We start from the raw sequence: 25,361 nt of genomic DNA, 5'->3' as shown, positions 1-25,361 counted from the left end.
GGGGCGACCGTCAGGGATCGACGATCTCGACGACCGGCGGGTGGTCGTGCCAGGTGCAGAAGACCGACACCTCGCGGCCGTCCCGGGTGAAGGTGACCCGGATCCAGTAGTCCTGCTTCCACACCTGCATCCGCCAGTCGGCGGCCGGGGTCGCGGAGACCAGCTCGGCGGAGGAAGCGCCCAGGTCGAAGACCACCCGGCCGCCCGAGACCGGGTAGGCCTTCACGTTGCCCCCGCGCGAGGACGCCTTCGGCGACGGCTTGGCGGAGGAGGCCGTGGCGGCCGGGGAGGAACCGGACGCCGGCGCCGACGCCGAGACGGACGCGGAGGCCGGCGCCTGCGGGCCCGGCGAGGCGGTCGGGGAGACCTCCGGCGCCGGGGACGGCGAGTGCCGCGTCGAGGACGACAGCGGCTGGGTGGTCAGCGGAACAGCGAGCGGGCGGTCGTAGGCCGTGCCGGACATGACGGTGTGCACGCCCCACCAGGACAGCGTCACCGCCGCTCCGGTCGCCAGCGTCCAAGCCATGGCATGTACAAGACCTCGCTGCATCAGGGGACATACTGCACCACCCGTCACAGAGCCGGCTCGCCACCTCCCCGGGTCGCCCGAATGGGCTACGGTGCGGGCCATGGCAAGTGTGCTCGTGGTCGAGGACGACCAGTTCGTACGTTCCGCCCTCATCCGGCACCTGACCGAGGCCTCGCACACCGTGCGGAGCGTCGGCACGGCCCTGGAGGCGCTGCGCGAGGTCGCCCACCACCGGTTCGACGTGGTCATCCTCGATCTCGGGCTGCCCGACCTCGACGGGTCGGAAGCGCTCAAGATGCTGCGCGGCATCACCGACGTACCGGTGATCATCGCGACCGCGCGCGACGACGAGGCGGAGATCGTCCGGCTGCTCAACGACGGCGCCGACGACTACCTGACCAAACCTTTCTCCGTGGAACACCTCTCGGCCCGGATGGCCGCCGTCCTGCGCCGGGCCCGCGCCGCGGCCGGCGCCGAGCCTCCCTCGCGCGTGCTGCGCGTCGGCGGACTGGCCATCGACCCGCTGCGCCGGCAGGCCGAGCTCGACGGGACGGTACTGGACCTCACCCGCCGGGAGTTCGACCTCCTGGCCTTCCTCGCCGGACGGCCCGGCGTGGTCGTCGCCCGGCGCGAGCTGCTCGCCGAGGTCTGGCAGCAGTCGTACGGGGACGACCAGACCATCGACGTCCACCTCTCCTGGCTGCGCCGCAAGCTCGGCGAAACCGCCGCCCGGCCGCGCTACCTGCACACGCTGCGGGGTGTGGGGGTCAAGCTGGAGCCGCCCCAGTGAGATGGGCCCTGGTCAAGGTGTGCCTCGCGGTCACCGCCATGGTGGTCGTGGCCTTCGCCGTACCGCTGGGGCTCGTGGTGCGGGAGATGGCCAGCGACCGGGCGTTCTCCAACGCCGAGCGGCAGGCCGCCACCATCGGGCCGACCCTGTCCATCACCACCGACCCGGTCCAGCTGCGCAGGGCGGTGGAGTCCACGCAGATGGGCGCCGCCCGGCGGATGGCCGTCCACGTGCCCGCGATCGGCGACAGCCCGCCCGTGGACATCGGCGAGGGCCGCGCGGGCGCGCACGCCGTCGCCGAGACCCGGCGGATCGGCCGCGCCACGACGGCCTCGGTGCCCGGCGGGGGCTCGGCGCTGCTCCAGCCGACCGCGCTGGGGTCCGGTGACATCGCGGTGGTGGAGGTCTTCGTACCGGAGAGCGAGGTCAGCAACGGCGTCACCACCGCCTGGCTGATCCTCGCCGGCGTCGGGCTGGCCCTGGTCGTGGGCTCGGTCGCGGTCGCCGACCGGCTGGGCGCCCGGCTGGTACGGCCGGCCGAGCGGCTCGCGGACGCGGCGCACCAGCTGGGCGAGGGCCGGCTCGGGGCCCGGGTGCCGGAGGACGGACCGAAGGAACTCCGCTCGGCAGCCGCCGCGTTCAACGCGATGGCGGACCAGGTGGTGGAACTCCTCGCCAACGAGCGGGAGCTGGCCGCCGACCTGTCGCACCGGCTGCGGACACCGCTGACGGTGCTGCGGCTCAACGCGGCCTCGCTCGGCGACGGCCCGGCCGCCGAGCAGACCCGCGAGGCGGTGGAGCAGCTGGAACGCGAGGTCGACACGATCATCCGTACGGCCCGCGAACAGCGCCCGCCGGCCGCGGTGGGCGGCGGCGCCGGCGCCGGCTGCGACGCCTCCGAGGTCATCCGCGACCGGATGGCCTTCTGGTCGGCGCTCGCGGAGGACGAGGGCCGCGAGGTGCGGCTCGCAGGAGTGGACCGTACGGTACGGATCCCCGTGGCGCGGCCCGAACTGGCCGCGGCCCTCGACGCCATGCTCGGCAACGTCTTCCGGCACACCCCCGAGGGCACCCCGTTCGCGGTGGACGTCCACGACGCCTCGGACGCCGTCATCGTGCTCGTCTCGGACGCGGGCCCCGGCATCGCCGATCCGGACGCCGCCCTGCGCCGCGGCAACGACGGCGGACGCGACGGCTCGACCGGTCTCGGCCTGGACATCGTGCGCCGCGTCGCGGAGTCGACGGGCGGTGACGTCCGGCTGGGGCGCTCGGTGCTCGGCGGCACCGAGGTGCGGGTGTGGATCGGCGTGGACGGCCGGACGCGCGGCGGCTCGGGCGGGGTGCGGACCCGGCGGGGCCGGCGCAAGCGGCGCAGCAACTGACCTGACGGGAGCAACGGACGACCTGGCCGGGGCTCCACCCGGACGGTGGCCGAGATGTTGCCGCCCGCGTCCGGGACGAACAGGGTGGGCGTGAGGGAAGGAGGCAGCATGAGAGTCATGCTCCGCGCCCACTTCGACACGGCTGCCACCAACGAGGGCATCAAGACCGGGGCCCTGCCCCAGGCGGTCAAGAAGCTGATGGACACCGTCAAGCCGGAGGCGGCCTACTTCGGCCTGCACGAGGGCGTGCGGTCCTGCTGGATCGTCTTCGACCTGCAGGACAGCGCGGCGATGCCGTCGCTGACGTGGGACCTGTTCCAGGAGTTCAACGCCGAGATCGAGGTCGGTCCGGTGATGCGTCCCGAGGAACTGGCGAAGGCGCTGGGGGCGTTGCAGTCCTCGTAGCCGCTGAGGGCGGAGAGACGGCCGAGAGCGCCGAGAGCGCCGAGAGCGCCGATACCGCCGAGACCGCGGCGGCGGCCAGGACGGCGGAGGCCGCGGCCGCCGCGCACGCCACGACGAAGGCGGCCCGGTAGCCGTACGCCGCCGCGAGCGGCCCTGCGGCCGCCGCCGCCACCGCCTGGCCCAGGATCAGGCCGCTGCCGGCCACGGTCATGGCCTCGCCCATCCGCTCCGCAGGGCCGGTCCGTTCCACCAGCCCGAACAGGGCGATCAGGTGCGGGGCCACGGCCAGCCCGATGCCCGCGACGGCGAGGGCGGCGCCGACCAGGCCCGTCACCGCGAGCAGCGGCAGCGTGAGGACCGCCTGGACGGCGATCGTCCACCGCAGCCGCACGGCCAGGTCTGCCGATCCAGGCCGGGCCACGGTCACGAAGCCGGCGATCGAGCTGGTCACGGCCATGGCGGCCCACACCAGCCCGGCCGCGCCCGGCTCGTGCAGCGACTCGGCGAGTGCGTTGACCCCCGTGTTCGCCCCGCTCCAGGCTGCTCCCTGGAGCACGGCCATCGCGAACAGCAGCACCAGCCCCGGCGACCACAGCCGTACGCCGGCCCGTGCGCCGGGGGCCGCGCGCGTCGGGCCCGGTGCGGTCGGATGCACCGCGAACAGGGTTCCGAAGACGAGGATCAGCGCGGCGGCGAGGAGCAGGGCCGAGGCGGGGTGCACCGTCACGGCCAGGATCCCCGCCAGCGCGGGGCCGACCATGAAGCCGACCTCGTCCAGGGTGGTGTCGAAGGACAGGGCGGAGTCCAGCAGCTTCTTGTCCTTGTCTTCTTTCTTGTCTTCTCCTTCCTTGCCTTCTGCCTCTGCTGCCTCTGCTGCCTCTGCTGCCTCGTCTGCCTTGTCCGGCTTGTGTTCCTTGCCCTGTCCGCCGGCCAGCCGTGCCCAGCGGGCCCGGGCCAGGGGGCCGACCTGCGGGACGGTGAGCCCGGCGGCGACGGCGAGTGTCATGCGCACGGGCAGCGGGAGCCCGCCGAGCACGGCGGCGACCAGGGCGAGGAGCACGGCCGCGTTGGCGGCGCAGGCGAGGAGCAGGACGGGGCGGTGGCCGCGCCGGTCGGCGAGCCGGCCGATGACGGGGCCGCCGAGGGCCTGGCCCAGCCAGAGGGCGGCGGCCACGGCGCCCGCGTCGCCGATGCCGTCGCGTTCGTTGATGAGCAGGAGCGTTCCGATGGGGCACAGCGCGGCGGGCAGGCGGGCGAGGAACGCATAGAGGGGGAGGGCGGCACCGCCGAGTGCGAGCACTCCGCGGAAGCCGGCGGCCGGGGATGCGGGCCGGGCGGGGCGGGCTGATCGGGCGGATCGGGTCACGGACAACCTCCTACCGCACGCCGACCCTCCCGTTTCTCCGGCGCGCGCCGTTGCCCGTTCCCGGGGACCGTACCGGCGCGGGGGCCGTCGCGGAAGCCCTTGTCCGGGCGCCGGAGGGTCTCGGGGGGCCGCGGACGGGTGCCGGACGGGTGCCAACGGGTGCCGGACGGGTGCCGGACGGGCGCCGGTGCGCCCGTCAGCCGCCGTCAGCCGCCTGTCATCCGGCGTCGCCCGAGGTCAGCCGCTTGGCTTGGGCCCGGCCGACCTCGGCGGCGCGGTGCAGGTAGTCGGCGATGACGGCGAGTTCGGCGTCGGAGTAGTCCTGGAGTACGGCGCCGAAGGCGCGGCCGGGGGTGTCCCAGGCCTTGCCGATCCGCTCGCGGGCCTCGGGGGAGAGGGAGACCAGGGAGCGGCGGCGGTCGTGCGGGTCGGCCTGCCGCTCGACGATGCCCGCCTTGACCAGCCGGTCGACGAGGCGGGTCGCGGAGCCGGAGGTCAGCCCCGTGAGGCGGGCGATGTCGCCGGTGCTGACCGGGCCGGGCTCCATGTCGAGGAGGGCGACGCACTGCATGTCGGTGGGGTGCAGCCCGACGTGGTCGGCCATGGCCTGGTTGAAGAGGGAGTAGTCGGCGTAGTGGCGCTGGCTCTCGGTGACGATGCGCGCGAGCAGCTCGGCGCGGCTCCACTCATCACCCGTACGGGGGGAATCGGTTGACATCGGCTTCTCCCTGCTCCAAATTTAACTGTGTGACGCAGAGATTGTGTCAGACGGAAACTGCGGGGCGCGGAATCTGTGTCACGTCGTCCATTCTAGAAAAAGGAGCCAGTCATGTCGATCCTCGTCACCGGTAGCCGCGGCGCCGTCGCCCGGGGCCTCTCCGCCCTCCTCGCTGCCGGCGGCCTCCCGCACCGGCTCGGATCCCGGGAGCCCGACCGTCCCGATGCCGTCCACTGCGACCTCACCGACCCGGCGACCTTTCCGGAAGCGCTGGCGGGGGTCCGCTCCGTGTTCCTCTACGCCGAGGCGTCCGGGGTCGAGGCCTTCGTCAAGGAGGCCGTCACCGCCGGGGTCGAACACGTCGTGCTCCTGTCCTCTTCCTCGGTCCTGAGCCCAGGCGCCGCCGACAGCCCGCTGTCCGCGTCCCATCTCGCCGTCGAGCAGGCCCTGTCGGCCGCGCCCCTGCGCACCACGCTGCTGCGCCCGGGGTCCTTCGCGAGCAATGCCCTCGGCTGGGCCTGGTCGCTGAAGTCCGGCCAACCGGTCCACCTGCCCTACCCCGGCTCCTTCTGCGACCCCGTGCACGAGGCCGACCTCGCCGAGGCCGCCTTCGCGGTCCTGACCGACCCGGAGCTCGGCGGGCGCGCCTACACCCTGACCGGACCGCAGGCGCTGACGTTCGAGGCGCAGCTGCGCATACTCGGCGAAGCCCTCGGCCGGCCCCTGCCGTTCGAGGCCGTCTCCGCAGAGCAGTGGAAGGCCGAGGTCGAGGGCTACATACCCGGGCCGTACGCCGACGCGCTCCTGGAGTACTGGGCCTCGACCGACGGCCTCCCCGTGGAGATCACCGATGCCGTCGAGCACCTCACCGGCCACCCGGCCCGCACCTTCGGGCAGTGGGCCGAGGATCACGCAGACGCCTTCGCCGGCCCGGGCCGGTAGCGGGATCCCGCGGCGGGTCCGAGAAGGCGGGAACGGGAAGGCAACGGGAAGGCGGGAACGGGAAGGCGGGCTCGAGGAGGCGGGAAACGAGAAGAGGGGCCCCGGCCCGCTTGCGCGGACGGAGACCCCTCTGCTTCGCAGGGTGAGTGACGGGACTTGAACCCGCGGCCACCTGGACCACAACCAGGTGCTCTACCAACTGAGCTACACCCACCATGTCCGGTCGGAAAACCGACCGGCCGAAGAAAAGGGTACAGGGTCCGGGAGGGTGCTCGCTCCCCCCTTCTCGCGCCCTTGGCTCCGGGTCGGCTATTCGGCGGGCAGGACGTACTTGGCGGCGATGCTGCGGGCCGTGTCCGAGTCGGGTCCGGGCTGCGGGACGAAGACCGCCTCCCGGTAGTAGCGCAGCTCGGCGATGGACTCCTTGATGTCCGCCAGCGCCCGGTGGTTGCCGTTCTTCGGCGGGCTGTTGAAATACGCCCGCGGGTACCAGCGGCGCGCCAGCTCCTTGACGGAGGACACGTCCACGATCCGGTAGTGCATGTAGCTCTCCAGCGCGGCCATGTCACGCAGCAGGAATCCGCGGTCGGTGCCGACCGAGTTTCCGCACAGCGGCGCCTTGCGGGGCTCCTTCACGTGTTCCCGTACGTACGCCAGGACCTGCGCCTCGGCGTCCGCCAACGTGGTCCCGCCGGCCAGCTCGTCGAGCAGGCCGGACGCGGTGTGCATCTCGCGCACCACGTCGGGCATGGTCTCCAGGGCGGCGTCCGGCGGGCGGATCACAATGTCCACGCCCTCGCCGAGCACGTTGAGCTCCGAGTCGGTGACCAGTGCGGCCACCTCGATAAGTGCGTCGTCCGTCAACGAGAGCCCGGTCATCTCGCAGTCGATCCACACCATGCGATCGTTCATGTGTCCCACCTTATGCGGTTGCCGAGCTCGCGGGACCGGACCGCACATGCGGAAGGTCCCCCGCCGGCGGTGGCCGACGGAGGACCTTCTCCCCCGGCTACGGCCGGGAGGTGATCCCGGCCGTAGCCGTCGTGGGGTTAAGCGTGTTCCCGCAGGACCCGGCCGGGGGCGTACAGCTCCGTCACCGTCGGACCCGCCGCGGCCAGGGCCGCCGCCGTCCGCTGGGGCTGCGGAGTGCGCTGGTGCGGGACCGGGCTCTCCGTGAGCTGGGACACCTGAGCCACGTCGGCCTGCGGCCGTCGTGCCCGGTAGGCGGAGCGGTAGGCGGCCGGGGAGGACCCCAGCTGCCGCCGGAAGTGCCCGCGCAGGGCGACCGGCGAACGGAACCCGCACCGGCCGGCGACCTCGTCGACCGAGTAGTCGGAGGTCTCCAGCAGCCGCTGTGCCTGGAGCACCCGCTGGGTGATCAGCCACTGGAGCGGCGCGCTGCCCGTCAGGGAGCGGAACCGGCGGTCGAAGGTGCGCCTGCTCATGTAGGCGCGGGCCGCCAGGGTCTCCACGTCGAACTGCTCGTGGAGGTGCTCCAACGCCCAGGCGACGACCTCGGCCAGCGGGTCGGCGCCGATCTCCTCCGGCAGCGACCGGTCGAGGTAGCGCTCCTGTCCGCCCGTACGGCGGGGCGGCACGACGAGCCTGCGGGCCAGGGCCCCGGCCGCCTCGCTGCCGTGGTCCGTGCGCACGATGTGCAGGCACAGGTCGATTCCGGCCGCCGTGCCCGCGGACGTGAGCACGTCCCCGTCGTCGACGAACAGCTCGCGCGGATCGACATGGACGGACGGGTACCGCTTGGCCAGCGTCGGCGCGTACATCCAGTGCGTCGTCGCGGGCCGGCCGTCCAGCAGACCGGCGGCGGCGAGCACGAAGGCTCCCGTGCACAGTCCGACGATCCGGGCCCCCTCCTCGTGCGCCAGACGCAGTGCGTCGAGCGCCTCCGGCGGTGGCGGTGATGTGATGGAACGCCATGCGGGCACGACGACCGTGCCTGCCCGGGCGATCGCCTCCAACCCGTACGGCGCGGTCAGTTCGAGTCCGCCGGTGGTCCTGAGCGGACCGTCCTCTCCGGCGCACACGAGCAGTCGATAGCGTGGAACTCCCGCGTCCTGCCGGTCGATGCCGAACACGGAGAGTGGAATGGAACTCTCGAAGATTGGTCCGCCGCTGAACAGCAGCACCGCGACGATCTCCCTGCGGCGACGCCCCGCGAGCTTCCGGCCGGCGTCTGCGACGACGGCGGTGGAATCCTGGCTCATGGCGCTAAGCCCCCCTTGGGTGTCGCGACTCCTTGGTCTGGTCGCACCTGCACGTTTCCCCTCGGCCTTGCACGTGGATCCCCCGCCGTAAATACATGATCGAATCTACTGCGTCCCGTGGTGTCGGCGTGACAAGTTCAGCACGCAGCGCTATGTCGACTTCTCAACTTGGCGAAAAGCATTCGATCAGGAAGCGTTCCGCTCCGCTACCTGCGTGAGAAGCGTCGGGTCCGCCCGTGGCCAGTACCCGTAGGGTCGCAGCGCCCCCCGGTGTCTGTCGTCGCTGGTGGTAGGGGGGTTGGGGGGACATTCCGGCAAGAGGGGCACCCTGCCGGGAAGTTGGCTGAAAACGTGCGGGTGTGGGTGTGCGAATGAGTCAGTCGTGCGGGGACGGTGCCGCGCGCGGGGTGGAGCCGCCGCAGACGCGATGTCCACCCGACCCGCCGCGCGAATGCCGCCCGCGCGGAGCGGATGCGAGCCGGTCCTGCGCCGGTGCCCGGGCCACGGCCCGCTCCGCCCGCTCCGAGTAGCGCAGCAGCGCCCGGCACGCGGCCGTCACAGCGACCAGGCCGAGGGTGGCCGCCGCGGCCCCGCCGAAGGAGGTTCCGTACACGACGAGGACCACGGGCACGAGCAGGCAGCTGAAGGCGGCCCAGCGCACGACGTCACCCGCGGGGTCGTCGTGCCGGCGCCCGTGGGCGGGCTGCACGGACGAGTGAAGGGGGGAAGGGTTCGAGGAGGCGTGGTGCGGGGTGGTCTCGGCGCAGGGGTGGACGGACTGCGTCGGCTGAGCTGGCTGGACGGGGTGTACCGGATGGCCGGGCACGGCGTGCTCCCTGCGGGCTCTTCCTGAACGGTCGGACCCATGCCCAACGCTGCTCGGCCGGGCTCGGTCACTGCGCGCACGGGTGGCGCCGGGGCTTTTCGTCACTGGCTGTAGGGGACAGCGGGCATTGCCAAGGAGCGCTCGCTCCGGCATGCTCCCTGGGACGCTCTCCAAGGGCGGCAAGCCCTGTGCAGGACAGGAGTGTCGCCGTACCCTGGTGGGTATGGGCTTGGGAAGATGCTTCCCGGACAGAGCTCCGTCACCCAGCGTCGCCGAATTACGCCCCTGTTGCTTCCTCCAAGGACCTCTTCGCCGAGACACCCATGGCCGGTCACGAATTCTCCGAACCCGCGGACCGCAAGCGCAAACGGGTCGCCGACCCCTCGTCGGCCGCCGATCTGCGCGCGGTGGAACAGACGCGCCTCCCCTGCGATCCGGCCTTCCGGCACGGGGTCGTTGTGGGATTCGACGGATCCACCTCCAGTGAGCGCGCCCTCGCGTACGCGATCGGCATGGCCCGCCGCTCCGGCTCCGGTCTGATCATCGTCCATGTCGCCAACCGGCTGCCCACCACCGTCTGGGCCGGCTGCGAGCCGCCCGTCTTCGTCGACGTGCCGGACCACCGCACCGAGGTGCTCGGTCTGGAGCTCGCCTGCGCGGACTACCTGGCCGAGGTGCCCTGGATCCTGGTCGAGCGCGGCGGGGACATCTGCCACGAGCTGGAGGAGGTCGGCCGGGAGTATTCGGCCGACGCGATCGTGGTCGGCTCCACGCACGGGATCGTGGGCCGGATCTTCGGCTCGGTGGCGGGCCGGCTGGCCAAGCGCGCACAGCGACCGGTCGTTGTCATTCCGTGACCGCTTGTTAAGCCGATTGTGCGGTTGTGCCCCTGTGTAAAGGGTAGATAAATGCTGCTGGGACGCAGCAAACAACTGCAGATCGAAGGGAGCCCGCCGTGGACAATGGTGTCTCTGCGGGAAGCACGGCCTCGACTTCGACCCTCGGGCACATAGCCCTGGGTCTCACCCTTCTCGCATTCGGTATCGGCCACACCGGTGTCATCGACGGAGTGACCGCCGCCGATTCCGTGTCGCTCGCGATGTACGTCGGCGGCGCGGCCCTGTTCCTCCTCGGGCTCCTCGAGTACCGCGGCGGCAACGGGTTCAACGGCACCGCGTTCGCGGGCCTCGGCGTCTTCTGGTTCACCTGGGCCAAGGGAGCGGGAGCGTCGGTCTCCGACGAAGCCGCCGGAACGTTTCTGGTCCTCTTCGCCCTGCTCGCCCTGACCCTCACGGTCGCCGCGGCGAGCGGCCTGTTCGGCCAGGGCGTCTACGCCCTGCTCACCCTGTCCCTCCTCCTGCTGGCCGTGGCCTCCTTCGCGGGCAGCGACGCGCTCGCCAAGGCCGGCGGCTGGGTCGCCGCCGTCTCCGGCCTGCTGGCCTGGTACGGAGCGACCGCGGCACTGGCGCACTGGCCCATGGCGATGGGCAAGGCCCGGGGCCGCGGCGCGGTTGCCGCAGGCTGAGCACCCCGGTGAAGAGCGAAGACCCCCGTGCGCGGTGCGCACGGGGGTCTTCGCATGCCGGGAAGGCGGCGGTCCGGTGACTACTCGACCGTGACCGACTTCGCCAGGTTGCGCGGCTTGTCGATGTCCCGGCCCATGGCCAGGGCCGTGTGGTACGCCAGCAGCTGGAGCGGGATGCCCATCAGGATCGGGTCCAGCTCGTCCTCGTTCTTCGGGACCACGATGGTGTGGTCCGCCTTCTCCTGCTCGCGGTGCGCGACGGCCAGGATCCGGCCGCTGCGGGCCTTGATCTCCTCCAGCGCCGCGCGGTTCTTCTCCAGCAGGTCGTCGTCCGGGACGATCGCGACGGTCGGCAGCGAGGGTTCGATCAGCGCCAGCGGACCGTGCTTGAGCTCGGAGGCCGGGTAGGCCTCGGCGTGGATGTAGGAGATCTCCTTGAGCTTGAGGGAGGCCTCCAGGGCCACCGGGTAGCCGCGCACCCGGCCGATGAACATCATCGACTTGGCCTCGGCGAACTCGGCCGCCAGCTTCTTGATGTCCTCTTCGCCGTCGAGGATCTCCTGGATCTGCGCGGGCAGCTTGCGCAGGCCCTCGATGATCCGCTTGCCGTCGGTGACCGACAGGTCCCGGATGCGGCCCAGGTGCACGGCCAGCAGCGCGAAGGCCACGACGGTGTTGGTGAAGCACTTGGTGGAGACGACGCAGACCTCGGGGCCGGCGTGCACGTACACGCCGCCGTCGGCCTCGCGGGCGATCGCCGAGCCGACCACGTTGACCACGCCGAGGACGCGGGCGCCCTTGCGCTTGAGCTCCTGCACGGCCGCGAGCACGTCGTACGTCTCACCCGACTGGGAGACGGCGATGTAGAGGGTGTCGGGGTCCACGACCGGGTTGCGGTAGCGGAACTCGGAGGCCGGCTCGGCGTCCGCGGGGATCCGGGCCATGCCCTCGATGAGGCCGGCGCCGATGAGGCCCGCGTGGTAGGAGGTGCCGCAGCCCAGGATCTTGACCCGGCGGATGCCGCGCGCCTCGCGCGGGTCCAGGTTCAGACCGCCCAGGTGCACCGTGTTGAAGCGGTCGTCGATCCGGCCGCGCAGCACGCGGTCGACCGCGTCGGGCTGCTCGGAGATCTCCTTGTGCATGTAGGTGTCGTGACCGCCCATGTCGTACGAGGCGGCCTCCCACTCCACGGTCTCCGGGGTGGCGGTGGTGGTGGCACCGCTGGTGGTGTAGGTGCGGAAGTCGTCGGCCTTCAGGGTCGCCATCTCGCCGTCGTCGAGCGTGACGACCTGGCGGGTGTGGGCGACCAGGGCGGCGACGTCCGAGGCGACGAACATCTCCTTCTCGCCGATGCCCAGGACGACCGGGGAGCCGTTGCGGGCGACGACGATGCGGTCGGCGAAGTCGGCGTGCATGACGGCGATGCCGTAGGTGCCCTCGATCGCCTTGACGGCCTCGCGGACCTTCTCCTCCAGGGTGTCGGCCAGGGAGCGGGCGATCAGGTGGACGATCACCTCGGTGTCGGTCTCCGACACGAAGACGACGCCGTCGGCCTCGAGCTTGGCGCGCAGCTCGGAGGCGTTGTCCACGATGCCGTTGTGGACGACGGCCACCTTGTTCTCGGCGTCGAGGTGCGGGTGGGAGTTGATGTCGCTCGGGGCGCCGTGCGTGGCCCAGCGGGTGTGGGCGATGCCGGTGGTGCCGGCGAAGCGCTTGGGGACGCGGGACTCCAGCTCGCGGACCCGGCCCTTGGCCTTGACGACCTTCAGGGCCGCGGCCTTCGGGCTGTTGACGACGATGCCCGCGGAGTCGTATCCGCGGTACTCGAGGCGCTGCAGGCCTTCCAGCAGCAGTGGTGCCACGTCACGCTTGCCGATGTAACCGACGATTCCGCACATACGGTTCTGCCCCTCCTGGTGTTCGCTTCGTGTGCTCGGGTGGCTGGGTCCCAGCCGTGGTCTCTGCCGTGTCGCTGCCGTCTTCGCTGCGTCTTCGCTGCCGTGTTCGCGCCGTGTCTCAGCCGTAGACGATGCGGCGCAGCTGCCGGAGCGAGAGCTCCGGAGGCGCCACGGCGCGGTGCGGCAGCTCGGCCGCGATCCGCTCGAAGATCTCCGCGTTGACCGCTCCGCCGGACTGCAGTTCCCGGTGGCGGCGGCGGACGAACTCCTCGGTCGTCTCGTCGAAGTACGCGAGCACGTCGAGGACCACCCGGGCGGCCTCGCCTCGCTGCAGCGAGGTGCTGCGCACCAGGTGGTCGACGAGGTCGTCGTGCGACGGACGGCGATCGAGCACCCGTAGATACTGGCGGCTCAGGCCGCTGAACGCAAAGATCCTGCCCGAAATCGGGCAGGATCCTTCTGGTCTGGACCAGTGGAATGGATGGATCCGGTCAGAATCGGCGCAAAACGGCCTGCTTGGCCGCCGCGAACTCATCGGCCGTGAGGATCCCCGACTGGTGCAGCTCGCCGAGCTCGCGCAAGCGCCGCAGCAGGGTGTCGTGGTCCGCCGCGGTCTCCTCCGCCGGGGCCGCCACCGCCGGCTGCCCGCCCGGTCCGGCCGGCCCGGCGCCCAGGCCCGCAGCGGGGTCCGCCGCCTCGGCCGGCGCCGCCGCCGGGTGGGGCAGCCGGGCCGCCACCGCCGCCGCGACCAGCGCCATCAGCGGGTCGTTCTTGAAACCGAAGAGCTCCACCGTGAAGGGGTCGTACTTGGGCGAGGCGGGCGCCGCGGCGGTGCCCGCCGGAAGGAAGCGCAGCCAGCCGCTCCCCAGCCCCTTCGAGGGGGACCACTCCACCGACCTCAGGTCCGCCACCCGGAACACCCGCGTCCCCCCGGAGCGCTTGGCCTCCTCGGCCGTCCAGTTCCACTCCAGGGACACCCGGTCCCCGTCGAACGCCGCGGTCCCGTCGCCCGCGCCCGCCGTGATCGGCACCGGGGGGCCCGGCAGCAGGTACGCGCGGGTGGGCCCGGTCTCCACCTGCTCGAGCAGGAGCGCGTTGCGCACCTCGTCCACGAAGTACTCCGCCACCCCCGCCCGGTCCGCCTCCACGGTCAGCCGGTACGGGTCGGAGGCGTCCGGCAGCCGCCCGCCCGTCACCTGGAGCAGCGGGTCGGCGCCCTCACGCAGCCGCAGCCGCAACCGGCCCGCCTTGCGCCCCGGTTCGAAGCTGATGCCGGCCAGCGCGCGCAGCGGCACGGCCAGTTCGCCGAGCGTCTGGCGCAGCAGGCCCACCCCCTTGTCGCGGCCCGGCACGATGCGCACCGTGTCCCCGTCGAAGGTCCAAGTACCGTCCTTCTGGATGATTTCCGCCATCCGTCGATTCTCGCACCGGCCGCCCGGGCCCACTTGGCCTATACCTGAGCCATGAGAGTCCTGCGACGCGCGCTCGGCACCCTCCTCGTCCTGTCCGCACTCGGCGCTGCCGTGTCCTGCACCGCAGCCCGGGGCGACGACGCCAGACCCGGCGACGCCGCCCCGGCGGCAGCCCTGACCCCCTTCGAAGGGCTGCTGCCCGCCCCCGTCTCCGCTCGCGCCGCGGGCCCCGGGTACTCCTTCGGGCCGGGCACGGTCATCCGGACGGGGCGGGGACCGGGCGAGGAGGTCCGGCGGGTCGGCGAACTCCTCGCGGAGCAGCTGCGCGGCCCGAGCGGACTCCCGCTGCCCGTGGTCGACGGGGCCGGGGGTGACGGGATCCGGCTCCGGATCGACGAGGGGGCCCAGGAGGTCGGGGACGAGGGGTACCGGCTCCAGGTCGGCCCGGCCGGGATCACCCTCACCGCACGGACCCCGGCGGGGCTGTTCCACGCCGGGCAGACGCTGCGCCAGCTGGTACCGGTGGCCGGACCCGGGACGGTGCCCGGCGGGACGGTCACCGACCGGCCGCGCTTCGCGTACCGGGGGGCGATGATCGACATCGCCCGGCACTTCTTCACAGTGGAGCAGGTCAAGAGGTACGTCGACCAGCTGGCCCAGTACAAGGTCAACACCCTGCACGTGCACCTGACCGACGACCAGGGCTGGCGCCTCGCGGTCGACTCCTGGCCGCGGCTGGCGCAGTACGGGGGCGCCGGCGAAGTCGGCGGCGGACCGGGCGGGCACTGGACGAAGGACCAGTACCGGGAGCTCGTCGCGTACGCCAGGGAGCGGTACGTGGACGTGGTCCCGGAGATCGACATGCCGGGGCACACGAACGCGGCGCTCGCCTCGTACGCCGAACTGAACTGCGACGGGAAGGCACCGCCGCGGTACACCGGGACCAAGGTGGGCTTCAGCTCGCTGTGCGTCGCCAAGGAGCGGACGTACGAGTTCGTCGAGCAGGTGCTCGGCGAACTGGCGGAGCTGACGCCGGGCCGCTACCTGCACATCGGCGGCGACGAGGCGCACTCGACGCCGGCCGCGGACTACGCGGCCTTCATGGACCGGGCGCAGGCGGTGGTGGGCCGGTACGGGAAGACGGTGGTGGCCTGGCACCAGCTCGCGGCGGCGCGCCCCGCCGAGGGGGCGGTGCTGCAGTACTGGGGGCACGACCGGACGCCGGCCGCGGAGAAGGCCGGGGTCGTGGCGGCCGCGAAGGCGGGGCACCGGCTGATCCTGTCGCCGGCGGACCGGCTGTACCTGGACATGAAGTACGACCTGCGGACGAAGCCGGGGCTGGCGTGGGCCGGGTTCGTCCCGGTGGAACGGTCGTACTCCTGGAACCCGGGGGCCTACCTGCCCGGGGTCCCCGAGTCGGCCGTCCTGGGCGTGGAGGCGCCGCTGTGGACGGAGACCATCGCCACGCGGGCGGACTGGGAGCTGATGGCGTTCCCGCGGGTGCTGGGGCTGGCGGAGCTGGGCTGGTCACCCGCCGCCGCCCTCGACTGGGCGTCGTACGGCCGGCGGCTGGGTGCGCAGGGTCCGCGCCTGGACGCGCAGGACATCGCCTACTACCGGGCACCGGACGTGCCGTGGACCTCCTAGGCACCTACGCGCGGGGCGCCGCCTGCGCAATGCGGGGGGCCGGTCCGTCACTCGTGGGAGTGGAACCAGGGGTCCAGTGGGCGCAGCCCGGCCCGGCCGTGACCCGCTCGGCGCCGGCGCGCCAGAAAGGTGGTGGGGCCCCAGGAACCGACGGACGGAGTGATAACCCCATGCCCCTGTATTCCCCACGGCGCCGGGCCGGGCGCATCGGCGCGGTGAGCGCCGCCGCACTGGCGCTGGCCCTGAGCCTGTCCGCCGTGGCATCGGCCGCCCCCGGCGACCTGGACCCCGCGTTCAGCGGCGACGGCAAGGTCATCACGGACGTGACCGGCTACGAGAACGTGACGGGCATGGCCGTCCAGCCGGACGGGAAGATCGTCACGGTCGGCGACGGCTACTTCTCCGAGACCTCGGTCGACTTCGTCGTGGTGCGCTACAACACCGACGGCAGCCTGGACACGAGCTTCGGCGGCGGCGACGGCATCGTCACCACCGACTTCGACGTGAACAACGACGAGGCCCGGGCCGTGGCCCTGCAGCCCGACGGCAAGATCGTGGTGGTGGGGGGTTCCACCTCGTGGGGCGGCTACGGGACGTGGGCGACGGCCCGCTACCACCCCGACGGCAGCCTGGACACCGGCTTCGGTGACGGCGGCAGGGCGCTGACGGAGATCGACGTCGACGCGATCGAGACCGCCGAGGCGGTCGTGGTGCAGCCGAACGGGGGGCTCGTCCTCGGCGGGGGGAGCTTCGGGCGGTGGACGCTGGCACGCCTCACCCCCACCGGCAGCCCGGACACGACCTTCGACGGCGACGGCATCGTCATGACCGATTTCGGGGGCGGCTGCTGCCAGATCGTTGCCGACCTGGCTTTGCAGCCGGACGGCAGGATCATCGCCTCCGGGCACACCCCCTCGGGTTTCACACTGGCCCGCTACCACGCCACCGGCGGCCTGGACACGTCCTTCGACGGTGACGGCAAGGTGACCACCGGCTTCGGAGCCGGCGCCGAGGGCGTGGCGCTGCAGCCCGATGGCAAGATCGTCACGGCGGGCGCCTCCGGGAACTCCTTCGCCCTGGCCCGGTTCACCGCCAACGGCGCCTGGGACACCACCTTCGACGGCGACGGCAGGCTGACCACCTCCTTCGGCCCCGCGAACGCCGGTGCGGCGGACGTGGCGCTGCAGTTGGACGGCAGGATCGTCGCGGCCGGCTTCTACGAGAGCGACTTCGCACTGGCGCGGTACAACACCGGCGGCAGCCTGGACCCGGACTTCAGCGGCGACGGCCGCCTGACCACCGACTTCGGCGGCATTTCCGACCAGGCCTCCTCCGTGGCCGTGCAGGCCGACGGCAAGATCCTCGCCGCCGGTGTCGTCGGCGAGGCCAACAGCCTCAACTCCAACCGCGGCGTGGCCCGTTACCTGGGCGGCGGGGGCAGTGAGCCGCCGCCCCCGCCCACGGACCTGTTGTCGGTCACCAAGGCCGGGACCACCACCGTCAGCATCGGCGACCAGGCCACCTACACCGTGACCGTGACCAACACGAGCACCGCGACCACGGCCACCGGCGTCACCCTGGCCGACACCCTCACCGGACCCGGCTCCCTGCTGGCCGCCACGCCCGGCCAGGGCACCTGCACCCTCACCGCCACCAGCGCCACCTGCGCTCTGGGCTCCCTGGCCCCGGGTGCCTCGGCCACCGTGACCCTGGTCGCCGAACCGCGCGCCACGGGCACGCTGACCGACCGGGCCACGGCCAGCGCCGCGCAGAGCGACCCCGTGACCGGCAACAACACCGCGACGGCCACCACCACGGTCAACAACGCACGCGGCTGCACGATCATCGGCACCAGCGGCGCGGACACCCTGAACGGGGGCTACTTCACCGACGTGATCTGCGGCCTCAGCGGCAACGACACCATCAGGCCCGGCTACGGCAACGACACCGTCCACGCCGGCCCCGGCAACGACAACGTCGACGGCGGCTTCGGGAACGACACGCTGAACGGCGATACCGGGAACGACACCCTCGTCGGCAACTACGGCGACGACCGGCTCAACACGGTCGACGGCGTCTTCGGCAACGACACCGCCAACGGCGGCTCCGGCACCGACACCTGCACGACCGACCCGGGCGACACCCGGCTGAGCTGCCCCTAGGACGCGCGCGAGGCGTGTCCGCGAAGGGGCCCCGCCAGGGCTTCGCGGACACGCCTTCGTGCTGCGGGGAGGGACGGGCGGCCGAGGGACCGTATCGGCTGCCCGCCCCGCCCCGGTCACCGCCGGGCGAAGGCCGCGACGGGGTTCTCCAGGGTGCCGACCAGCTGCAGCGCGGCGGACGGATCGGCGAGGTCGACCATCTGCTCGTTGTTGCGCAGCTGGAGGCGGTTCAGGCAGGACAGCGGGAACTCCTCGGCGAACAGGTCGTAGCGCGCGAAGCGGTCCGACAGGGCCGGCACGGAGTCCTGGTACGCGTGGACGCAGTCCGCGACCGCCTTCCAGAAGGCGTCCTCCTCGCAGATGCCCTCCGTCGCCAGGATGGGACCCAGGAAGCGGAAGAAGCAGTCGAAGACGTCCGTGAAGACCGACAGCAGCTTCATGTCCTCCGGGACGTCCGCCCGCACCCGCTCGACCGCGGGCGGCAGCACCGCGTCCGGGTCCATGACCACGATCTCCTCGGCGATGTCCTTGAAGACCGCCCGCTTCACCACGCCGCCCTCGATGACGAGGAGGGTGTTCTCGCCGTGCGGCATGTACGCGAGGTCGTACCGGTAGAAGCAGTGCAGGAGCGGGACCAGGTAGGCCCGCAGGTAGGAGCGCAGCCACTCGGCGGGCGGCAGGCCCGATTCCGCGATCAGGGCGCCGGCGAAGGACCGGCCCTCGGAGTCCACGTGGAGGAGCGAGGCCATGGTGGCCAGGCGCTCCTCGCCCCGCAGCGAGTTCACCGGCGACTCGCGCCACAGGGCGGCCAGCATCTTGCGGTACGGGGAGTACCGGTCGGTGGCGCGTTCGTACTGGCGGTGGTGGTAGCCGATCGCCGCGCGCTCGCGGATGATCGAGAAGTCGACGGAGCGCAGCACCGGGTCCGACTCGATCAGCTGGTGGAGCCAGTCGTTGATGGCCGGGGTGGCCTCCATGTACGCGGCCGACAGGCCCCGCATGAAGCCCATGTTCAGCACCGAGATGGCCGTCTTGACGTAGTGCTTTCCGGGGGCGCTGGTGTTGAAGAAGGTCCGGATCGACTGCTGCGCCAGGTACGCGTCGGTGCCCTCGCCCAGCAGGACCAGGCGACGGTTGGCGATCTCGGCGGCGAAGGTGATGGTGGTCTTGTTCCACCACTGCCAGGGGTGGACCGGGAGGAGGTGGTAGTCCGCCAGGTCCAGGCCGAGGCCGGTCATCGTGGCGGAGAAGGCCGCGAGGGTCTCCTCGCCCAGCTCCTCGCGCAGGAACGTGTCGTGGTCCAGGCCTGCGCCCGCCGTGAAGGTGGACACGTCCTTGCGGGCCGCCACCCACACCAGGTGGACCGGGCTCGCCGCCTCCGGGGCGTACGAGAGGTACTCGTGCACGCCGAATCCCAGGCGGCCGTTGTTCGCGACGAAGCAGGGGTGGCCCTCGGTCATGCCGGTCTCGATGTCCTGGAAGGAGGACTTCGCGAGGACGGCGGAGGAGATCTGCGGCTTGCTGTACTTGTAGCCCGAGCCGGCCAGCGTGGAGGAGATCTCCTCCAGGTAGACGGGCAGGACCTCGGCGCTCAGGCCCAGGGACTTGCGGAACTCGAGGGGGAAGTCGAGGGCGTCCAGCGGCAGCTCGGCGCCGCCTCGGTGGCGGGTGATGGACGCCTCGTCCACGGACCAGTGGTCCAGGGCGTGGCGCGTGGCCGCGAAGCGGTACTCCACCGAGGAGTCGTCGCTCAGGACCGAGTAGAGGCCGCTGTCGAGGCGCTCGGGGGTCAGCAGACGCTCGTGGGAGAACTCCGCGAGGGCCTTGCGGACCAGGGCGCGGTTGGCGCGGGTCCAGAGCTCGGGGGAGAGGTGGGAGACGGCGTCGGCGAGGTTCATATCGAGAGCTCCTCGGTGACGCCGGTGGCCGCCTCGAACCCGGCGCGGGTGCAGAAGCTGAGGAGGGCTTCCTTCTCCGGCTTGCGGACCGGGCGGTCGGGCACGAAGCCGACCGCCTCGTTCAGGGCGTGCACGGCGGTGTTGCGGACGTCGGGCTCGACCACGACGCGCCGGGTCCGCGGGTCGGCGAACACGGCCGCCATGACGGTGGTGATGACCGCGCGGGTGAACCCGTGCAGCGGCCGCTCGCCCGGAGCGACGAGGAAGTGCATGCCGACGTCGCCGGGCTGGGCGTCGTACAGGCCGACGAGCTCCAGGCGGGCCGGGTCGTACGTCTCCATCAGGAAGGCGGGCCGGCCCTCGTGCAGGCCGATGAAGGCCTGGTGGTGCTCGGCCGCGGCGATCTGCATGTAGGCGCGCTCGACGTCCGGCAGGGAGGCGTCCTGCATCATCCAGAACGCGGCCTTGGGGTGCGTGACCCAGCCGTGCAGGAGCTCCGCGTCGCGGAAGGGGTCCAGCGGGCGGATGGCGAAGGTGCCGAGGACCGCGTCGGTGCGGGTGTAGAGGATCTCGGTGGTGGAGCCGGTGGTGCTCATGCGGGCATGCCTTCCGGGACTGCGAACTGCTGGAACGCGATGGACTTCTCGACCTTGTAGGGGGCGCGGCCCAGGAGCTCGCCGATGATGTAGGCGTTGCGGTACGCGGCCATGCCCAGGTCGGGCGAGGTGAGGGAGTGGTTGTGGGTCGTGCCGTTCTGCAGGTAGATCCCGCGCCCGGTGGTGTCGACGCTGTAGTTGCGGGCGGCGTCCAGCCGTCCGCGGCCGTCGAAGTTCAGCCGGTCGCGCACCGGGGCGAGGAACTCCGGGACCCGGTACCGGTAGCCGGTGGCCAGGACCAGCCCCTCGGAGGCGAGGCAGAAGTCCCGCTCCTGCTCCTCCTGGCGCAGGCCCAGGGTGTAGGTACCCGTGGTGGTGTCGTAGGCCGCGCTGTTCAGCGAGGTGTTGGTCAGCAGGGTGGTCGGGACCGGGCCCGGCATGCTGACCTTCTTCTGGTAGAGCAGGTCGAAGATGGCGTTGATCAGATCGCCGTCGATGCCCTTGAAGAGGTTCTTCTGCTGGGTCTCCAGCCGGTAGCGGGTGTCCTCGGGGAGGGCGTGGAAGTAGTCCACGTACTCGGGGGAGGTCATCTCCAGGGTCAGCTTCGTGTACTCCAGCGGGAAGAACCGTGGTGAGCGCGTCACCCAGTTGAGCCGGTAGCCGTACACGTCGATCTCGGTGAGGAGGTCGTGGTAGATCTCGGCGGCGCTCTGGCCCGAGCCGACCAGGGTGATCGATTTCTTCTTCTGGAGCTCCGGCTTGTGCTGCATGTACGCGGAGTTGTGCAGGAAGTCGCCGCCGAGGCCCGCGCAGGCGTCCGGGACGAAGGGCGGGGTGCCGGTGCCCAGGACCAGGCGGCGGGCCAGGTGGGTGCCGCCCCGGTCGGTGTGGACCTCGTAGAGGCCGGCCCGCTCGTCGTAGGTGACCTCGGTGACGGAGGTGGAGTACAGCACGTTGTCGAGCCGGTCGGCGGCCCAGCGGCAGTAGTCGTTGTACTCGGCCCGCAGAGGGTAGAAGTTCTCCCGGATGTAGAAGGAGTACAGCCGGTCGTTGTCCTTCAGGTAGTTCAGGAAGGAGAAGGGCGAGGTCGGGTCGGCGAGGGTGACCAGGTCCGACAGGAACGGCGTCTGCAGGTGCGCGCCGTCCAGGAACATTCCGGCGTGCCACTCGAAGTGCGGCTTCGACTCGATGAAGAGGCCGTCGAGCTCGTCGATCGGGGCGGTCAGGCAGGCGAGTCCCAGGTTGAAGGGACCGAGGCCGATGCCGATGAAGTCGTGGGGCTCAGCGGTGGACGGCAAGGGATTCTCCCAGGAACTGCTCGGCGTGTGCGGCGAGGAGGTCGAGCACGGCCCTGATGTCGGCCGTGGTGGTCTGCGGGTTGAGGAGGGTGAACTTCAGGTAGTGGTGCCCGTCCACCTTGGTGCCGGCGACGACGGCCTCGCCCGAGGCGAACAGGGCCCTGCGGGCGTGCAGGTTGGCCTCGTCGACCAGGTCGGCCCGGACATCGCCGTGCGGGACGTAGCGGAAGACCAGGGTGGAGATCTGCGGCTTGACGATGACCTCGTAGCGCGGGTCGGCGTCGATGAGGTCCCAGCCGGCGGCGGCCAGGTCGACGACCTCGTCGAAGAGGGAGCCGACGCCGTCGGCGCCCATGACGCGCAGGGTCATCCACAGCTTGAGCGCGTCGAAGCGGCGCGTGGTCTGGATGGACTTGTCGACCTGGTTGGGGATGCGTTCCTCGGCCATGCGGCGCGGGTTGAGGTAGTCCGCGTGGTACGTGGCGTGCGCCAGGGTGGCCCGGTCGCGGACGAGCACGGCGCTGGAGCTGACGGGCTGGAAGAACGACTTGTGGTAGTCGACGGTGACGGAGTCGGCGTGCTCGATGCCGTCGAGGAGGTGCCGGCGGGTGGGGGAGACCAGCAGCCCGCAGCCGTAGGCGGCGTCCACGTGCATCCAGGCGCAGTGCTCGGAGGCCAGGTGGGCGATCTCGGGCAGCGGGTCGATGGACCCGAAGTCGGTGGTGCCGGCGGTGGCGACGACGGCCATCGGGAGCAGGCCCTCGGCGGCGCACTGCTCGAGCTCCAGGGCCAGGACCGCGGTGTCCATCCGGCGGCTCCGGTCGACGGGGACGGCGATGACGGCCTCGTAGCCGAGTCCGAGCATGGCGGCCGACTTCTTCACGCTGAAGTGGCTCGCCTCGGAGGTGAAGATCCGCAGTTTCGGGAGGAGTTCGGCCTTGGTGAGCTCGCGCCCCTCCTCCAGGGCCTTCTTCACGGCGATGCGGCAGGCCTCGTCGCGGGCCAGCAGCAGGGCATGGAAGTTGGACTGGCTGCCGCCCGAGGTGAAGACGCCGTCCGCGCCCGGGCCGAGGCCGATGCGCTGCGCGGTCCAGTCGATGAGGCGGCGCTCGATGAGCGTGCCGCCGATGGACTGGTCCCAGGTGTCGAGGGAGGAGTTGACGGCCGAGAGGACGGCCTCGCCGAGCACCGCAGGGATGACGACCGGGCAGTTGAGGTGGCCGAGGTAGCGCGGGTGGTGGAAGTACACCGCGTCGCGCAGGTAGACGTCCTCGAGCTCGTCGAGGGCGGCGGCGGGGTCCTCGAGCGGCTGGTCCAGGTCGATCCCGTTGATGACCGGGGCGAGTTCGTCCACGCGGATACCGGTGTGGGGCCGCCGGGTGGTCGCGAGTTTGGCGGCGACGCGTTCGACGCCCTCGATGACCGAACGCCGGTAGAGGTCCGCGGTCGTCTCGTTCAGCAGATGCGAGCGCATCAACGTTCCTCCGGGCAGGTGGGAGTGCCTCCCAGCGGTGGCTGGGGGAGAGAGGGTGGGGAATCGATACTTAGGTTAGCCTAACCTAACTTTCACGCCAAACAGAAAGGGCCCCGGCTGGAAAGCCGGGGCCCATGACGGAAATGCCCTGTGGTGGAAGGGAGTTGACTACAGCTCGGAAGCAGGGTCCTCACTGGGAGCCTGGCCTGCGTAGGCCTCCGCGAGGAGCTGCTCCTCGCTCGCGCCGAGCCGCCAGTAGCCGGTGAAACGCACCGAGCGGCGGTCGACGGATCGTTCCTGCACGAAGTGGCGCCGCGCCGCGCGCACGGTGCCGGCCTCGCCCGCCAGCCATACGTACGGGGCCTGGCCGGCGAGCGGTCCTGCCGCGCGCAGCGCGTTCAGTACCTGCTCGGTACGGTCGCGGCCGTCGCCCTCGCGGACCATCCAGGTGATCTCCGCGTCGGCCGGGGTCGACAGCGCGAGCCGGTCGTCCTGGTGAGGGACCTCGAACCACGCCCGGACCCGGGTCCCGGCGGGCAGCCGCTCCAGGATCGCGGCCGCGGCCGGCAGGGCGGTCTCGTCCGCGTACATCCAGACCGCGTCGCTGCCGGCCGGTGGCTGGAACCGTACGGACTTGTTCTGCGCGACGACCGGCCCGATCGCCATGATCCGGCGGCCGGTGACCGCCCGCCCCGCCCACCGGGAGGCGGGACCCGAGTCTCCGTGCAGGACGAAGTCGATGTCGAGCTCGTCCACGCCCTCGGCCGTGCGGCGCTGTTCGCGCACCGTGTAGGAGCGCATCACCGGCCGCTCCCCGTCCGGCATGCCGCGCCAGGCGGCGAACCAGTCGTCCTCGTCCGTGGACGGGAGCACGGTGTGCTCCTGGCCGGGCGGAGGGAGGAAGAGCGACAGGCTCTGGTCGAAGCCGCCCGAGCGGAAGTCCGCGAGGGACTCGCCGCCGAAGGTCACCCGTAGGAACGAGCGGCCAAGGCGGCGCGTGCGGAGCACGTCGAGTGCGAAGAACCCGAAGTGCAGGGCGGCCGGGGCGTCGGCCGCGGTGTCGGTCATACGGAGGGTCCCCCTGGGATCGGGCCGGAAGGAAGCGCGGTCAGCTGACCTTCTTGGCGTTCTGGATGGCCTTCGCGAGGTCCTCGAGGATCGCGGCGCACTTGGCGTACGAGTAGATCGGCTCGGTGACGCGCGGGGTGATCTGGCCGGCCTTGACCGCCGGGAGCTCGGCCCAGGTGGCCTTCGCCTTCAGGTCCTGCGGCTGCAGGGTGCCGGTGCGGTTGTCGAGCAGGACGACGTCGGCCTTGTACTTGCCGGCGTTCTCCCAGCTGAGGCTCTCGAAGAAGCCGCCCTCGTCCAGCTTCTCCGGGGTGACGAACTCGACGCCGAGGGACTTGAAGTACTTCAGGTCGGCCGAGGTGTCCGGGGTGGAGACGTAGAACAGGTCGGCGGCGCCGGAGCCGACGAGGACCTTGATGCCCGGGTTGGCCTTGGTGGCCTCGCGGACCTTGGCGGCGGCCGCCTCGAAGCGGGCCTTGGAGTCGACGGTGTTCTTGGCGTTCATGTCCGCGCCGAGGGACTTGGCGAGCTCCGCGGTGCGCTCCAGAGCCTTGTCCAGCGTGGCGTCGCCGCCCACGGAGATCGCGGCGGCCGGGGCCAGGCCCAGGATCTTCTCCTTGGAGGCCTCGGGCACGTACCAGTAGCTGCCGTCCCAGGTGTTGGTGACGAGCAGGTCGGGCTGCAGGGCCGCGTACTTCTCGACGTTGAACTCGTCGTAGACGTTGCCGATGATCTCGACCTTGGAGATGTCCATCGAGCCGGCCTGCACGTCGGCCTTGCCGTCGGCGGTCTTCGTCGGGCCGAACACGCCCTTGACCGGGATGCCGTAGTCGTACAGCGCGGCGGCCGTGCCGGTGAAGGCGACGATGTTCTTCGGCTTGGCCTTGGTGGTGACGTCGTGGCCGAGGTCGTCCTTGAAGGTCCAGGCGCCCGACGCCGCGGCGCCCTTGTCCGCGCCGCCGTCGCCCTTCGCCGAATCGGTGCCGCCGCACGCGGCCAGCGCCGCGACGAGGCCGAGGGCGCCGCCGGCCGCGATGAATCCGCGGCGGGTGAGGGAGGAGGTTCGGGACTTGGGCATGTCGATGTCCGTTTTCGTGCGTTCCGGGCGGCCACTGAGCCGTTCGAAGGAAGGTTAGCCTAACCTTGGCTGAAAACGGTAAGGGGGCCCTAAGTTTCTAGGACCCCCCGACATGCGGGCGCACG

23 protein-coding genes and 1 tRNA gene are annotated in these 25,361 nt (G+C 71.6%); 8 read left to right on the top strand and 16 right to left on the bottom strand.

Translation table 11 applies throughout. The annotated features are described in order from the left end of the window. Positions 1-10 precede the first annotated feature (10 nt). The gene (locus tag AB0D44_RS10320) at positions 11-550 is read right to left on the bottom strand and encodes a hypothetical protein (protein ID WP_362587368.1); all 540 of its coding nucleotides are present in this window, start codon (positions 548-550) and stop codon (positions 11-13) included. A gap of 79 nt (positions 551-629) precedes the next feature. Between AB0D44_RS10320 and AB0D44_RS10315 the strand changes: the two genes are divergently transcribed. From AB0D44_RS10315 to AB0D44_RS10305, 3 genes are all read left to right on the top strand, one after another. Then, complete coding sequence (locus AB0D44_RS10315; RefSeq protein WP_362587366.1) at positions 630-1,319, top strand: response regulator transcription factor; 690 nt, start codon at positions 630-632, stop codon at positions 1,317-1,319. Further along, positions 1,316-2,701, top strand: coding sequence for a HAMP domain-containing sensor histidine kinase (locus AB0D44_RS10310; RefSeq protein WP_362587363.1), 1,386 nt, complete (start codon positions 1,316-1,318; stop codon positions 2,699-2,701). The genes AB0D44_RS10315 and AB0D44_RS10310 overlap by 4 nt, the downstream gene beginning before the upstream one ends. Before the next feature lie 108 nt (positions 2,702-2,809). Further along, on the top strand, positions 2,810-3,106 hold the full coding sequence (locus tag AB0D44_RS10305; protein WP_362587360.1) for a DUF3303 family protein: 297 nt from the start codon (positions 2,810-2,812) through the stop codon (positions 3,104-3,106). Here the strand turns inward: AB0D44_RS10305 and AB0D44_RS10300 are convergent. Together AB0D44_RS10300 and AB0D44_RS10295 are read right to left on the bottom strand one after the other, a co-directional pair. Next, complete coding sequence (locus AB0D44_RS10300) at positions 3,027-4,472, bottom strand: MFS transporter (RefSeq protein WP_362587357.1); 1,446 nt, start codon at positions 4,470-4,472, stop codon at positions 3,027-3,029. The two genes, AB0D44_RS10305 and AB0D44_RS10300, sit on opposite strands and share 80 nt — an antisense overlap. Positions 4,473-4,689: 217 nt before the next feature. After that, the gene (locus AB0D44_RS10295; RefSeq protein ID WP_362587354.1) at positions 4,690-5,190 is read right to left on the bottom strand and encodes a MarR family transcriptional regulator; all 501 of its coding nucleotides are present in this window, start codon (positions 5,188-5,190) and stop codon (positions 4,690-4,692) included. Between the two features lie 111 nt (positions 5,191-5,301). On the opposite strand from AB0D44_RS10295, the gene AB0D44_RS10290 reads away from it, so the two are divergent. Beyond that, positions 5,302-6,132: an NAD(P)H-binding protein gene (locus AB0D44_RS10290; protein WP_362587351.1), complete on the top strand. Its 831-nt coding sequence runs from the start codon at positions 5,302-5,304 to the stop codon at positions 6,130-6,132. A gap of 141 nt (positions 6,133-6,273) precedes the next feature. Here AB0D44_RS10290 and AB0D44_RS10285 read toward each other — a convergent pair. The 4 genes from AB0D44_RS10285 to AB0D44_RS10270 form a co-directional block, all read right to left on the bottom strand. Further along, positions 6,274-6,346, bottom strand: a tRNA-His gene (locus AB0D44_RS10285). Between the two features lie 95 nt (positions 6,347-6,441). After that, entirely contained in the window at positions 6,442-7,044 is a 603-nt protein-coding gene (gene orn / locus AB0D44_RS10280) for an oligoribonuclease (protein ID WP_362587348.1), read from the bottom strand. A gap of 137 nt (positions 7,045-7,181) precedes the next feature. Continuing rightward, on the bottom strand, positions 7,182-8,354 hold the full coding sequence (locus AB0D44_RS10275) for a helix-turn-helix domain-containing protein (protein ID WP_362587345.1): 1,173 nt from the start codon (positions 8,352-8,354) through the stop codon (positions 7,182-7,184). 376 nt (positions 8,355-8,730) lie between these two features. After that, positions 8,731-9,180: a hypothetical protein gene (locus AB0D44_RS10270; RefSeq protein WP_362587343.1), complete on the bottom strand. Its 450-nt coding sequence runs from the start codon at positions 9,178-9,180 to the stop codon at positions 8,731-8,733. Between the two features lie 323 nt (positions 9,181-9,503). On the opposite strand from AB0D44_RS10270, the gene AB0D44_RS10265 reads away from it, so the two are divergent. Beyond that, positions 9,504-10,037 carry a universal stress protein gene (locus AB0D44_RS10265; RefSeq protein ID WP_362587340.1) on the top strand — a complete coding sequence of 178 codons (534 nt, stop codon included), beginning with the start codon at positions 9,504-9,506 and terminating at the stop codon, positions 10,035-10,037. A 98-nt stretch (positions 10,038-10,135) separates the two neighbouring features. Continuing rightward, complete coding sequence (locus AB0D44_RS10260; RefSeq protein ID WP_362587337.1) at positions 10,136-10,705, top strand: acetate uptake transporter; 570 nt, start codon at positions 10,136-10,138, stop codon at positions 10,703-10,705. Positions 10,706-10,785: 80 nt separating this feature from the next. On the opposite strand, the gene glmS is transcribed toward AB0D44_RS10260, so the two are convergent. From glmS to AB0D44_RS10245, 3 genes are all read right to left on the bottom strand, one after another. Beyond that, the gene (glmS, locus tag AB0D44_RS10255; RefSeq protein WP_362587335.1) at positions 10,786-12,603 is read right to left on the bottom strand and encodes a glutamine--fructose-6-phosphate transaminase (isomerizing); all 1,818 of its coding nucleotides are present in this window, start codon (positions 12,601-12,603) and stop codon (positions 10,786-10,788) included. 118 nt (positions 12,604-12,721) lie between these two features. Continuing rightward, positions 12,722-12,997: a hypothetical protein gene (locus AB0D44_RS10250; RefSeq protein WP_069920372.1), complete on the bottom strand. Its 276-nt coding sequence runs from the start codon at positions 12,995-12,997 to the stop codon at positions 12,722-12,724. A 97-nt stretch (positions 12,998-13,094) separates the two neighbouring features. After that, a complete protein-coding gene (locus AB0D44_RS10245) occupies positions 13,095-14,015 on the bottom strand; it encodes a DUF4429 domain-containing protein (protein WP_362587333.1) in 921 nt (306 codons plus the stop codon). Positions 14,016-14,066: 51 nt separating this feature from the next. Between AB0D44_RS10245 and AB0D44_RS10240 the strand changes: the two genes are divergently transcribed. Next, complete coding sequence (locus AB0D44_RS10240; RefSeq protein ID WP_362587330.1) at positions 14,067-15,662, top strand: beta-N-acetylhexosaminidase; 1,596 nt, start codon at positions 14,067-14,069, stop codon at positions 15,660-15,662. Positions 15,663-15,832: 170 nt separating this feature from the next. Continuing rightward, positions 15,833-17,824 carry a calcium-binding protein gene (locus AB0D44_RS10235; protein ID WP_362587327.1) on the top strand — a complete coding sequence of 664 codons (1,992 nt, stop codon included), beginning with the start codon at positions 15,833-15,835 and terminating at the stop codon, positions 17,822-17,824. A gap of 116 nt (positions 17,825-17,940) precedes the next feature. Here the strand turns inward: AB0D44_RS10235 and AB0D44_RS10230 are convergent, their stop codons facing one another. From AB0D44_RS10230 to AB0D44_RS10205, 6 genes are all read right to left on the bottom strand, one after another. Next, positions 17,941-19,722, bottom strand: coding sequence for an IucA/IucC family siderophore biosynthesis protein (locus AB0D44_RS10230; RefSeq protein WP_362587324.1), 1,782 nt, complete (start codon positions 19,720-19,722; stop codon positions 17,941-17,943). Next, on the bottom strand, positions 19,719-20,318 hold the full coding sequence (locus AB0D44_RS10225) for a GNAT family N-acetyltransferase (protein ID WP_362587321.1): 600 nt from the start codon (positions 20,316-20,318) through the stop codon (positions 19,719-19,721). Before AB0D44_RS10225 ends, AB0D44_RS10230 begins: the two co-directional genes overlap by 4 nt. Beyond that, a complete protein-coding gene (locus AB0D44_RS10220; RefSeq protein ID WP_362587318.1) occupies positions 20,315-21,616 on the bottom strand; it encodes a SidA/IucD/PvdA family monooxygenase in 1,302 nt (433 codons plus the stop codon). The genes AB0D44_RS10225 and AB0D44_RS10220 overlap by 4 nt, the downstream gene beginning before the upstream one ends. Next, positions 21,600-23,090, bottom strand: coding sequence for an aspartate aminotransferase family protein (locus tag AB0D44_RS10215; protein WP_362587315.1), 1,491 nt, complete (start codon positions 23,088-23,090; stop codon positions 21,600-21,602). The genes AB0D44_RS10220 and AB0D44_RS10215 overlap by 17 nt, the downstream gene beginning before the upstream one ends. 168 nt (positions 23,091-23,258) lie before the next feature. Further along, positions 23,259-24,158, bottom strand: coding sequence for a siderophore-interacting protein (locus tag AB0D44_RS10210; RefSeq protein ID WP_362587312.1), 900 nt, complete (start codon positions 24,156-24,158; stop codon positions 23,259-23,261). Between the two features lie 40 nt (positions 24,159-24,198). After that, a complete protein-coding gene (locus AB0D44_RS10205; RefSeq protein WP_362587309.1) occupies positions 24,199-25,236 on the bottom strand; it encodes an ABC transporter substrate-binding protein in 1,038 nt (345 codons plus the stop codon). Positions 25,237-25,361 lie beyond the last annotated feature (125 nt).

This window comes from Streptomyces sp. NPDC048349, from assembly GCF_040651925.1.
Lineage (GTDB): Bacteria > Actinomycetota > Actinomycetes > Streptomycetales > Streptomycetaceae > Streptomyces.
This window is presented reverse-complemented; position numbering and strand designations above follow the sequence as displayed.